The sequence below is a fragment of the Ectopseudomonas alcaliphila genome (assembly GCF_900101755.1).
GTDB lineage: Bacteria > Pseudomonadota > Gammaproteobacteria > Pseudomonadales > Pseudomonadaceae > Aquipseudomonas > Aquipseudomonas alcaliphila.
The window spans coordinates 108,882-120,813 of record NZ_FNAE01000007.1 but is presented as its reverse complement, the minus strand read 5'-3'; the positions used below and the strand labels follow the sequence as shown (position 1 = coordinate 120,813).

Sequence of the window (11,932 nt, the reverse complement as noted above, 5' to 3'; positions counted from 1 at the left end):
AACGCTTCCAGGAAACGTTCGGCACCGGTAATTCTCAATCTTGGGCAGCACCCTTCGGTGACGGCCCGGTATGCCTGCCTGTGGGCAGGCAGCCGGGCTTCTTTCGATACAGGTGTTCCTGTTTCCGAGCTTAGGACAAATCCCGGCAATACGCCTCGCTACTTTCACCGCAGTTGTCGCGTCGTCGCACGCCTCCCCTCTGCTTACGGTCTGGCGGGTTGTCGATAACGGCTCTGCATACGCTCCAACTCGCCCGTTGTGCGCAGTTGTTCGAGAGCGGCGGCCCAGGTGGCGACAAGCGCGTCGTCGCTGTCGAGACTGAAGGCGATGTAAAGCGAAGAGCGGTACAGCTCGATGGGAATTCGCCGCAAGGTGCCAGGCGCTATGCCCAGTTGGCGGCTGTAGTAAGCCACTCCCGCGTCGGTGTCGCCGATGATGATTTCGGTACGCCCGGCCAGCAACATGCGATAGAGCTGCGGGCTCTCCGTCGCGCTCTTGTCGAGGTTGTTGAAACCCAGCGACTGCAGCATGGTAGGCACCAGCCCTGCGTGCCGGGTAGTAATGCGTGGAGCGTGCAGCAATTGCTCGAGCGTATTGATCGGCTGCACGGCAGTGGCCAACTGATAAGGGTAGATGGACTCCTCCGCGATGGGCCCGACCCATTTGTACAACAGCTCGCGCTCAGGGGTACGGAACATCGAGAACATGATGGTTCTGGGCTGGGTACGCAGCGTGCGAGTGGCACGCATGCTCGGTCTCAACCTGATCTCGAAATCGTCACCGGTCAGCGCCATGATCGCCCGCACCACGTCCGTGGCCATACCGGTGATGCGGCCGTCCTCACTGTAGTTGTAAGGCGCCCACTCCTCGGTGACGAGCTGGTACGTCTCGGCTCTGGCAAGCGCACCAAACAGCAGGCAAAGCAGCGCGGCGATAAGTGTCGAGTGCTTCACGGGCTCAACCTGCGGGACTGAATGCTGTTCAAGGGCGACTCTGATCAGGGTGGCTCGGCAAGCATAGACGCTATGGCAGTGTTGCAGCCTCATGGCTAAAGCCAAAGGTTAAAGTTAACCTTGAGCCCAGAACGCTCCTGGCACGGTGAGACACGTAGATGAAGATCGGCGAACTGGCGCAGCGTACGGGCCTTGCAGCCTCACGCATTCGTTTCTACGAAAGTATCGGTCTGCTCAAGCTGGTGCAGCGTCAGGCCAATGGCTATCGCAGCTACCCGGAAGAAGCCGTTCTGGTGCTCAACCTGATCACCACGGCCCAGCAAGCCGGTTTCAGCCTGGACGAACTGCGCACGCTGCTGCCACAGGATCTGGCGCAGTGGGAACACGGCAAGCTGCTCGATACCCTGCAGGCCAAGGTGAAAGACATCGAGGCGCTGCAGCAGCGCCTGGCGCAGAGCAAGGCGCACCTGCTGGCGCTGATCGACGAGATCGAAAGCAAACCGGACGATATCGATTGCGCCACCAACGCCAAGCGAGTGTTGTCGAAGATGAACCTGGGCGAACCGAGCGAAGCCCCCAAACGCACCGGCAAAATCCGTAGCCGCATCTGATACTGCTTCGACCTCCGAACACACTGCGCACCACACCTGCACGACACCCGGCCGCATACAGACTCGAGGCGTTTACGGCCAGGAATGTCGATTGACATTAAAGTGAACTTTAAAGTTAAGGTCGCTCCAGGTTAAACCGAGGAAGCGCCCATGACCCTGTTCGATCCCCTTGCCCTGCCTAATGGCTCGATCATCCCAAACCGCATTGCCAAGGCGGCGATGGAAGAGAACATGGCGGATGCCGAACACGCACCGTCCGAGCACCTGATGCGCCTCTACCAGGCCTGGGCCGAGGGCGGCGCCGGCCTGCTGATCTCCGGTAACGTGATGGTGGACAGCCGCGCCATGACCGGGCCCGGTGGCGTGGTGCTGGAAGATGACGCGCAACTAGCCAGGTTCGAGCGCTGGGCCCGTATCGGCCGCGCCAACGGCGCGCAATTCTGGCTGCAGATCAACCATCCCGGCCGGCAGATGCAGTCCAACCTGGGCCAGCCAACCTGGGCGCCTTCATCAGTAGCGCTGGAGCTGGGCAATCTGTCCAAGCGTTTCGCCACGCCGCAGGAGATGCCTCCGGCAGTGATTCAGGAAGTGATCGAACGCTTCACCCACACCGCTCGCCTGGGCGAACGAGCCGGCTTCAGCGGAGTGCAGATCCACGCCGCCCATGGCTACCTGCTCAGCCAGTTCTTGTCGCCACTGACCAACCAGCGCAACGACCAATGGGGCGGCGCGCTGGAAAACCGCGCGCGCCTGCTGCTGGAGATCGTCAAGGCGGTGCGTGCCGCGGTAGCTCCGGGCTTCGCCGTGGCGGTCAAGCTCAACTCGGCGGACTTCCAGCGCGGCGGTTTCAGCACCGAAGACGCACAGCAGGTGGTACGCCTGCTCAATGGGCTGGATGTGGATCTGATCGAGGTGTCCGGCGGCAGCTACGAGGCGCCAGCCATGCAGGGTCAGGCCCGCGATGGCCGCACCTTGGCGCGCGAAGCCTTTTTTCTGGAATTCGCCCGCGAGATTCGAACGGTGGCGAGCATGCCGATCATGGTCACCGGTGGCATCCGTCGTGCACCGGTTGCACAAGAAGTGCTGGACAGCGGCATCGAGATGGTCGGCATCGGCACGGCCCTGGCCATCGACCCGAACCTGCCACGTGACTGGCAGCTTGGCCTCGGCAGCGCACCCCAGCTGCCACCTATAACCTGGAAGAACAAGGTGCTGGCCTCGCTGGCCAATATGGCAGTGGTCAAGTATCAGCTGCACAAGCTCAGCCAGGGCCGAGATGCCCAGCCCGGTGTATCACCCTTGTGGGCGCTGATGACGCAGCAGGTGAAAGACCTCTTTCGTACTCGCCAATATCGGCGTCGGATGGCGCGGCGCGCGGTGCAGTAGCTGCTCAGAACCTCAGGCGCTGGCCGGGCGGTATCGCCAGCAATACGGGCGCATTGGAGCCGCAGGCCAATGCCCCTTCCCCACGACGACCATCCAAAAGCCGTTTCGCTCGTTGCATTGGCGCAACAGTCCTTTGCCGAACCCGCAGTTTAATTAGCTTGCTAACGAGGCGTATAAACGAAATGCGACATATCGCCGCATCCGCATTTCGAGGAGACAAGCATGAATGTGATCGTGCATGAGCGTGACAACGAACATCTTTCCCGTGAAGCCCGTGCCATGGGAATCGTGGTCTGGGATGTGATTCAGAATGGAGAGCTGGTTGGAATCTTCCCGTCCCAGGACGAAGCCGATGCCTACCGCAAAGCGCTGGAAGAAGCGCAGCTGCAGGGATAAGCAGAGGCTGTTGCCGTTTCGCTCGAAACGGCAACAGCTTCATGAACGCGCCGGCACACCAACGAGCAGCGCTCTACGCATAAGAACACGCAACACTCCTGACCCGGCACTTGCGCAACGCTCATAACGGCATACCAGGTTATATTGCCGCTCCCGGTTTCCCCCTGTAGCCATCGCCTCAGCGATAGGCACGCCAGGAGCGAAGGCATCATGCGCAGAATTCCCCCACTGAACTCCGTTCGGGCATTCGAGGCGGTCGCGCGGCATCAGAGTTTTTCCGCCGCCGCGAACGAGCTTTGCGTCACCGTGGCTGCGGTCAGCCATCAAGTACGCCAACTGGAAGAAGGCCTCGGCCAGAAACTCCTTGAGCGCGGCCGCCAGGTCCGGCTGACGCCAGTCGGCCATACCCTGTATCCGCTGCTGCGCGATGGTTTCGATCAGATCGCCCAGGCCTTTGCCCTGATCGGCCCACCCGTCGAGGGCGACGCCATCCAGCTATCGACCACGCGCGCGTTCGCCGAGCGCTGGCTGATGCCGCGTCTGGGGCGGTTCAATGAGATTCATCCGACCATCATCGTGCACGTGCATGCCTCGGAGAAGCTGACCGACCTGCGCGCCGAGAGCATCGATCTGGCCATTCGTTACGGGCCGGCGGAGAACACCCCGGACGAGCAGATACTGTTCGAGGACAGCTTCATCGCCGTGGCCAGCAGCACGATCTGCCCAAGCGATCGCCCAGCGACCATCCAGGATTTTTCCGGCCGCCCACTGCTGGCCTTCAAATGGAAGAACCAGCACCTGAACCCTCCTGCCTGGCCCGCCTGGCTGGCCCAGGCAAACGCAGAAAGTGGCTACAACATTTCCTGGTACAGCGAGGAGACGCTGGCCTTGCAGGCAGTGGAGCGTGGCCTCGGTCCCTTGCTGTGCAGCAGCGTGCTGATCGACGAAGCACTGGGTGACGGTCGCGTACAGCGCTTGCAAGGCCCCGCCCTGCCGGGCTTCGCCTACCGCCTGGTGGAACTCCAGCCCACGCAGGCACGTCGCAGCCTGCACCTGTTCAGGAACTGGCTGCTCGACGAGGCTCGCTCAGGCTGAAGCGCACATCGGCATGCCCTGCTGATCGATCAACTGTGCGGCCAGGACGGGCACGCGCTCGAACGCCGCAACGATCGACTCCTGGTGGCGCGTATCGCCGAACTCCTGATAGTCGATGGCGATCACGTGCGAGCGCGCAACGCCAAGGTAGTGAGCGCAAGTCTGGATATGCGTCTCCAGATGATTCATGTGCTCGCGTACGCCACCTGGCGCGAAACCGAACTCACCCCGCGAAGTGAGGATGACCAAGGTCTTGTCAGCCATGGTCGGCTGCAACGGGAAGTCGCCTCGAGCCAGATCGAAGGTGAAGGTCTGGTTGACGCGGATGATCTGGTCGAACCAGGCCTTGAGCGCTGCCGGCATGCCGTAGTTGTACATGGGCGTGCCCAGCACGATTACATCGGCACGCTCGACTTCGCCGATCAGCGCATCCGAGATACGCAGCGCTTCATGCTGTGCAGGCGAACGTTTTTCCGCTGCGGTGAAGGCCGCTGCGATCCAGGCCTCATCGATGAATGGCGGAGGGTTGCGTCCGACATCTCGCTCGATGATTTGCGCGTGCGCATCGCCGGCCAGCCAGGCCTGGACGAATGCCTTGGACAGTTTGCGGCTCAACGAACGCTCACCGCGAACGCTGGCATCGAGGTGCAGAAGAGTGGTCATGTGGCATCTCCAATCGAGTCCCGGTCAGTGCGACCAGGTAACGCGATCAATTGGGCCACAGCGGTATCGACGCGGGCCATTGACCTTTGCTTGAGCCTGTTCAAGAAAAACTCAACGGCGCGTACACCTCGTCATTAGAGGTCGAGTACCAGTGGCTGCGCGCCATCCTCACCCTGCGCCGGCACCGCGCAGCAGATCAGCACACCATCGCCTTCCGGCAACTCGGCCGGCGGGTTCGGATAGTGCACCCGCCCGCTGACCAGACGCGTCTTGCAGGTGCCGCAGGAACCACCGCGGCAGCTGAATTCGGGCGTCAGGCCACGGCTTTCCGCCAGCTCCAGCAGGCTGCCACTGTCCGGCGTCCAGCGCGCTTCCTTGCTCGAGGTGGTGAAGTACACCGGTACCGGCTCGGTTGCTGCTGGCGGTTGCACGAAGGTGTCGGCCTGACCATCCGTGCGACGCTGCAGCGTCGAGGGGCCGAACGCCTCGGCGTGGATACGGGCGTCGGCGACGTTCAGATCGCGCAGCCCATCGTAGATCGCCTGGGTAAATGACGCCGGGCCGCACAGGTAGAAATCGTAATCATCGAACGACAGCGCCGCCTTGATCTGCGCCAGCTCGATGCGCCCCTGCTGCTCGTAGTCGCGCCCAAGCATGGCCTCCTCCTCCGGTGCACTGAGGGCACGGTGGATGTGCAACAAGCCATCGGCGTGCTGCACCAGCTCACGCAGCTCGGCTTGGAACGGCAGGTCGCCCAGCGTGCGGGCGCCCTGGAAGAAATGCATGCGCTTGCCCTGCCCCAGTGCCACCTGTTCGCGCAGCATCGACAGCAACGGAGTGATGCCGACGCCGGCGCCGATCAGTACCAGCGGCCGGGCGGTTTCAGTGTCGAGGGTAAAGCTGCCCAGCGGCGGGCGTACTTCCAGCGCATCCCCCACCTGGACCTGCTCGTGCAGATGCCGTGAGGCCAGCCCCTGCGCCTTGACGCTGATACGCAGCTGGCCGTCCGACGGCGCACTGGACAGGCTATAGGTACGCAACAGGGTTTCGCCTGCGGCGGTGGTGATGCGGATCGGCAGGTGTTGCCCAGCCGCAAAGCGCGGCGCAGCGCCCTGCTCCGGCGCCAGCACGAACGAACGAATATCGCTGCTCTCCTGCTGCAGGCTCAGCACGCGCCAGCGCTGCCACTGATTGCGCTGCTCACGTTCGCGCAGGCGTGCGTCGGTTTCCGCCCAGGTGCCGGTCATCAGGCTGGTCGGTGCATATTCTTCGAAGGCCCAGCGCAACGAGGCCGCCGCCGGGCGCAGCACCACCTGCTCGACGTCGAAGGTCCAGAGTCGCTCGGCGCCCTCGAAGGCCTGAATCAGCGGGCTGTCGAGAATGATCTCGGCACGGCCGGCCAGTTGCAGCATGTCGCCCGTGGTGAAATCGACGAACAGCAGGCCGGCGCGCGGATTGACGCTGAGGTTGCCCAGGGTATTGAAGTGCAGGTTGCCGGCGTAGTCGGGAATGGTCAGGCGATTGCCCTGCACCCGGACGAAACCGGCGCGCCCGCCACGGTGCGAAACGTCCACCGAACGGCGGCCGTCGTCGTGTTCGACGTAGCTGGCGACGAAGAAAGTGTCGGCAGCGCGAATCATCTCGGCACTGCGCGCATCCAGCTCGGTTGCATCCAGGCGCTCGACGCCCCGCTCGTACACGCGGCGGTACTGGCGCAGCTGAATGTACTGCGGGCAATTGCCGAAGGAATGCTCCACGTCGATGTCCAAGCGCTGCATGGAGACCTGGCGAATATGCCCGTTGATGCGATTGCGCCGCCGCGTGTGCAACTCGATGCCGAGCAGGCCGATGGCAGCGCCGGTACCCAGACCGGAGGTGGCCGGATCGAGCGGGTCGAGCGCCATGGCGGCGACATCGAACGACAGCTGACGTGGGTCGGGCGAGGTGACGAAGCCTTCCTCGCCTTCGATCAGGGTGGCCCAGGGCTGGCCAGCGCCATCCACGGCGCCGGCGATCATGAAGGGTAGCTGGTGATAGAACTCGCGATGCTGATCCGGCATGTAGTCGCGGATCACCTTCTGCCCGAGCACTTCCATGCGTTCGGCGACGCCGACCTTGTCCTGCAGTTGCTTTTCACCGGCATGCCAGGGCGAGTGCCGATGGCTGGGAAGCTGTTGCATGCTCTGCCCTCCACGAAAGAAGCTGCCGAGTGATCCCGGCAGCTATCGGTGACTCAGGCTTGAAGGCCGGCGGCGGTACGCGGCATCGGCACGAAGCCCGGCAGTGCCTCGATGCGTGCCAGCCAGGCGCGGATGTTCGGATAGGGCTCCAGCGAGACGTTGCCCTCCGGCGCATGGGCGATGTAGGAGTAGTTGGCGACGTCGGCGATGCTCGGCTTGTCGCCCGTGAGGAACGGGGTCTCGCTCAGTTCACCTTCCATCACGGTGAACAGCGCGTGGGCGCGGTTGATCACCTCTTCGGTGTTGAACGAGTAGCCGAACACGGTGACCAGGCGCGCAGCGGCGGGGCCGAACGCCACCTGACCAGCGGCCACGGACAACCAGCGCTGCACGCGAGCGGCAGCGGCAGGCTCCTGCGGCAGCCAGTCGTCGTTGCCGTAGTGCTTGGCCAGGTAGACAAGGATGGCATTGGAGTCGCTGACGATGGTGCCACCGTCATCGATCACCGGTACCTGGCCAAAGGGGTTGAGGGCAAGGAACTCCGGCGTCTTGTGCTCCCCCTTGGCCAGATCGACGAAGATCAGCTCGGCGGGCAGTTGCAGCAGCGACAGCATCAGCTCGGCGCGGTGGGCATGGCCGGAGCGGGGGAAGTTGTAGAGCTTGATGACGGGACGGGACATGGCGAGGTTCCTTCGAGCGAGATTGGGTAAGGTCTCCGCGAGACAACTGGCCTTCGCGACGATGGGACCATGTTCGCCCCATCCAACCCGGAGAAGAATCCCCACTCAAGGCAATCCACTATTTCATTTTTTGCAACCAATCCGGATCACGCCTGAAACGCCGGATGGGCGCGCAGACGCGGCACGGCAAAGTCGAGGAAGCTGCGCACCCGTGCCGCCGCCCGCCGCCCCTCGCGGTAATACAGCTGCACCGGCACGGGCGCTGCGGCGAAGTTTTCCAGCACCGGTACCAGTTGCCCAGTCTGCAGCTCCTGATAGGCCTCGTAGCTCAGACAGCGGGTCAACCCAAAACCGGCGAGCGCCGCGCGGATGGCCGCCTGCGGCGTGCTGCAGGTCAGGCGCGGCGCGAGCTTCAGCGCGCCGTCCGCAAAGCGCCATTCACCCACATGGCCGGTCGAGGAACGGGCGATGGTGCGATGCGTGTGCAGGGCCTGCGGGTTGGCCGGCCAGCCCCAGCGCTGCAGATAGGCCGGCGCCGCGCAAACTAGCGGCCGCGCCAGCCCCAACGGCACGGCAAAGCCGGACGAATTGGGCAGATGGCCGACCACCACGGCCAGGTCGATGCCCTCCTCCAGCAACCTCGGCAGCTCCTCACGCGCCAGGGTGGCCAGGCTAACCTCGGGAAATGCCGCCAGGTAGTCGACAGCGATGGGAGTCAGCACCTGATGCGTCATCAACAGCGGCAGGGCCAGGGTCAGTTGCCCGGCGGGGCTGGTGTGCAAGCCGGTCACGGAGCGCTCGGCCTCATCCACCCGCTGCAGGATGCGCCGGCAGCTATCGGCGAAACGCGCGCCAACCGGACTCAGGCTCACACCGCGTGGCCCGCGCAGCAGCAGGGTGCTGTCCAGACGGCTTTCCAGTGCAGCCACGCTTCGCATCACCGTGGCCTGCGACAGCTGCAATTGCCGGGCAGCAGCCGCCAGGCTGCCCGCCTGGGCCACGGCGAGGAACACCTGCATCTCGCGGTGATGGCTCATGAAGCAGGCGCTGCACCGGCCGCACGCAAGGCGGGGTCGGCCCGAAAACTGGCAACGCAGTGGTCGACGAAGGTACGCACCTTGGCCGACACCTGGCGCCCCCCTTGGTGAATGATGTGTACAGGCAGGGGCGGTGGTTCGAAGGCTTCGAGCACCAGCTCGATCTCACCGCGCGCCACCGATGCGGCCACCTGATAGGACAGCACACGGGTGTAACCCCAGCCCAGGCGCGCGGCGCTGATCGCCGCCTGGTTGGAGCTGACGGTGAAACGCGGCGCGGGAGTGAAGCCGAAATCGCCATCGGCGCCAACGAACTGCCAGTGGCTGAGCAAGCCACTGGCAGTGGACATGACGATCGGCGCATCGCGCACGTCATCCGGGTGACGCGGGCGCCCGACGCGGTCGAGAAAGGCTGGCGAGGCGCACACCACCGGGCGAATCTGCCCGACCTGCAACGCCGGATGATCGCCCTCGGGCAGCGAACCGATGCGCACCGCGACGTCGATGCCCTCCTCCATCATGTTCACCACACGGTCGACCAGCAGCGCGTTGATCTCCACGTCCGGGTGGGTGTCGAGGTACTGAGCGATGCGCGGAATCAGGAACAGCTCGCCGAACATCACGGGCGCCGTCACGGTGAGCCGCCCACGCGGGCGCACGCTGCCACCGGCAGCCAGCTCCTCGGCTTCTTCCAGCTCCAGCAGGATGCGCCGGCAATCTTCGACATAACGCTGGCCCGCCTCGGTCAGGCGCAGGCTGCGGGTATTGCGCGCCAGCAACAGCGTGCCGAGACGCGCCTCAAGCGCCGCAACGGCGCGGGTCACGCTGGGCGGCGAGATGCCCAGCAGCTTGGCTCCACCGGCGAAACTCTCGGCCTCGGTCACTGCCAGCAGCACCCGCATTTCCTGAAACCTGTCCATCGTCACCGCCTGGTTTTCTGTTGCATCGGCACAGAGTAACCCAAGCCGAAGCGGCGGCAGGACTCAACGGCGGCTGAGTGCCAGGCGGGCAGCGAACAGGACGAAGATCAGCCCCGTGCTGCGATCCATCCACTTGATCACCATCTCACGTCGCAGCCAATGGCCGAGCGGCTGGGTGGCGCCGATCAGCGCCAGCGCCCAGATCAGGCTGAGCACCACGTGAATGCCCACCAGGCCGAATGTCCAGGCGATCAGCGGCTGGCCTGGCGGAATGAACTGCGGCAGGAAGGAGACGTAGAAGATCCCCACCTTGGGGTTGAGCACGTTGCCCAGCAGGCCGCGCAGAAACCAGTTGGCATCGGGTCTGCCGCTCGATTGTGCGAGTGCCAGCGAGGTACGCGGGCGCAGCAGCATGTTCAGCCCGAGCCAGGCCAGATACGCCGCACCGCAATATTTGAGGAGGTTGTAGCCGAACTCGGAAACCGCCAGCAGCGCGCCCAGGCCGAAGGCCACGGCAGCGCCCCAGAGCAGGCAACCGGCATTGATGCCCAGCACTGCGCGAAACGCCTGCTGCTGGCCCTCGACTGCGGCGGTGCGCAGCACCAGCGCAGTGTCGATGCCCGGCGTCAGGGTCAGCAGCGTGGCGGCCAGGGTGAAGGCGATCAGGTGTTCGGCAAAGGGCATCGGCAGGCGCTCCGTCCACAGGGCAGAGCGCGAGTATAAACAGCGCATCGTTCAAACCGTAGGGTGCGCCGCGCGCACCGCCAACCACCGGGAAACCACCCGGTGCGCGCGACGCACCCCAGGTTTAGCCGCGATACGCCTCGAACAGCCCGGTAGCGCCCATGCCGCCACCGACGCACATGGTGACGATGCCGTAGCGCAGATCGCGGCGTTGCAGCTCGCGTACCAGATGGCCGACCTGGCGCGAGCCGGTCATGCCGAAGGGATGGCCGATGGAGATGGAGCCACCGTTGACGTTGTACTTCTCGTTATCGATACCCAGGGTGTCGCGGCAGTACAGGCACTGCGAGGCGAAAGCTTCGTTGAGTTCCCACAGGTCGATGTCGGCCACGTTCAGGCCCTTGGCCTTGAGCAGCTTGGGCACCGAGAACACCGGGCCGATGCCCATCTCGTCCGGCTCGCAGCCGGCAACGGTGAAACCACGGAAATACGCCTTGGGCTTGAGGCCCAGCTCCAGCGCCTTTTCCAGGCTCATCACCAGAGTCATGGATGCACCGTCGGACAGTTGCGAGGCGTTGCCGGCGGTGACGCTGCCAGCAGGGTCGAACGCGGGTTGCAGCTTGGTCAGGGACTCCAGGGTAGTATCCGGACGGTTGCAGTCATCCGCCTCGACCACGCCGTCGACGATCTTCTTCTCGCCAGTGGCCTTGTCCTCGACCTGATACCTCACCGTCATTGGCACGATTTCGTCGGCGAACAGGCCTTCCTCTTGTGCCCGCGCAGTACGCTGCTGGCTTTGCAGGGCGTAGGCGTCTTGGGCCTCGCGGGTGATGCCGTAGCGGTTGGCGACGATCTCGGCGGTCTTGCCCATGGGGTAGTAAATGCCGGGGTTGTCCTGCTGCAGCAGCGGGTTGAACAGGTTGTCCATGTTCATGCTTTTCAGGGTCATGGTGATGGACTCGACACCGCCGGCGACGATGATGTCGCTGCAGCCGGACGCCACCTGATTGGCGGCGATGGCGATGGCCTGCAGGCCTGAAGAGCAGAAGCGGTTGAGGGTCATGCCCGCCACCGGGTTGCCCAGGCGCGAGAGCACGGCGACGTTGCGGCCGATGTTCATGCCCTGCGCGCCTTCGTTGGAACCGGCCCCGACGATGCAGTCATCGACCAGTTTCGGGTCGATGCCATTGCGCACCAGCAGCGCATCGACGCAATGGGCGGCCATGTCGTCTGGCCGGGTCATATTGAACTTGCCGCGGAAGGACTTGGCCAGGCCGGTCCGGACGCTGTCGACGATCACCACTTCACGCATGACGCACCTCGTTGT

The 11,932-nt window shown here is 64.1% G+C and carries 12 protein-coding genes; 4 read left to right on the top strand and 8 right to left on the bottom strand.

Features of this window, described 5'->3' with window-relative positions; genetic code table 11:
* Nucleotides 1–203: 203 nt before the first annotated feature.
* Nucleotides 204–953 (bottom strand): substrate-binding periplasmic protein, encoded by a 750-nt coding sequence (locus BLR77_RS19655; RefSeq protein WP_074681173.1) that lies wholly within the window; start codon nt 951–953, stop codon nt 204–206.
* A gap of 158 nt (nt 954–1,111) precedes the next feature.
* Here BLR77_RS19655 and BLR77_RS19650 point away from each other — a divergent pair, with 158 nt between their 5' ends.
* The 4 genes from BLR77_RS19650 to BLR77_RS19640 all read left to right on the top strand — a co-directional run bounded on the left by BLR77_RS19650 (nt 1,112) and on the right by BLR77_RS19640 (nt 4,441).
* Nucleotides 1,112–1,564 (top strand): MerR family transcriptional regulator, encoded by a 453-nt coding sequence (locus BLR77_RS19650; RefSeq protein ID WP_074680970.1) that lies wholly within the window; start codon nt 1,112–1,114, stop codon nt 1,562–1,564.
* Between the two features lie 150 nt (nt 1,565–1,714).
* The gene (locus tag BLR77_RS19645; RefSeq protein WP_074680968.1) at nt 1,715–2,950 is read left to right on the top strand and encodes an NADH:flavin oxidoreductase/NADH oxidase family protein; all 1,236 of its coding nucleotides are present in this window, start codon (nt 1,715–1,717) and stop codon (nt 2,948–2,950) included.
* Nucleotides 2,951–3,172: 222 nt separating this feature from the next.
* Complete coding sequence (locus BLR77_RS25625; protein ID WP_169716341.1) at nt 3,173–3,346, top strand: hypothetical protein; 174 nt, start codon at nt 3,173–3,175, stop codon at nt 3,344–3,346.
* 210 nt (nt 3,347–3,556) lie between these two features.
* Nucleotides 3,557–4,441 carry a LysR substrate-binding domain-containing protein gene (locus tag BLR77_RS19640; RefSeq protein WP_074680966.1) on the top strand — a complete coding sequence of 295 codons (885 nt, stop codon included), beginning with the start codon at nt 3,557–3,559 and terminating at the stop codon, nt 4,439–4,441.
* Here the strand turns inward: BLR77_RS19640 and BLR77_RS19635 are convergent.
* From BLR77_RS19635 to BLR77_RS19605, 7 genes are all read right to left on the bottom strand, one after another.
* Nucleotides 4,433–5,104, bottom strand: a complete 672-nt coding sequence (locus BLR77_RS19635) for an FMN-dependent NADH-azoreductase (RefSeq protein ID WP_074680964.1) — start codon at nt 5,102–5,104, stop codon at nt 4,433–4,435. The two genes, BLR77_RS19640 and BLR77_RS19635, sit on opposite strands and share 9 nt — an antisense overlap.
* Nucleotides 5,105–5,238: 134 nt before the next feature.
* Nucleotides 5,239–7,284, bottom strand: a complete 2,046-nt coding sequence (locus BLR77_RS19630; protein WP_074680962.1) for a pyridoxamine 5'-phosphate oxidase family protein — start codon at nt 7,282–7,284, stop codon at nt 5,239–5,241.
* Between the two features lie 53 nt (nt 7,285–7,337).
* Entirely contained in the window at nt 7,338–7,964 is a 627-nt protein-coding gene (locus BLR77_RS19625) for a glutathione S-transferase family protein (RefSeq protein ID WP_074680960.1), read from the bottom strand.
* A gap of 146 nt (nt 7,965–8,110) precedes the next feature.
* Entirely contained in the window at nt 8,111–9,001 is an 891-nt protein-coding gene (locus BLR77_RS19620) for a LysR family transcriptional regulator (protein WP_074680958.1), read from the bottom strand.
* The gene (locus BLR77_RS19615) at nt 8,998–9,921 is read right to left on the bottom strand and encodes a LysR family transcriptional regulator (RefSeq protein WP_074680955.1); all 924 of its coding nucleotides are present in this window, start codon (nt 9,919–9,921) and stop codon (nt 8,998–9,000) included. Before BLR77_RS19615 ends, BLR77_RS19620 begins: the two co-directional genes overlap by 4 nt.
* 63 nt (nt 9,922–9,984) lie before the next feature.
* Nucleotides 9,985–10,605: a LysE family translocator gene (locus tag BLR77_RS19610; RefSeq protein ID WP_074680953.1), complete on the bottom strand. Its 621-nt coding sequence runs from the start codon at nt 10,603–10,605 to the stop codon at nt 9,985–9,987.
* A 124-nt stretch (nt 10,606–10,729) separates the two neighbouring features.
* Entirely contained in the window at nt 10,730–11,917 is a 1,188-nt protein-coding gene (locus BLR77_RS19605; RefSeq protein WP_074680951.1) for a thiolase family protein, read from the bottom strand.
* Nucleotides 11,918–11,932: the final 15 nt, after the last annotated feature.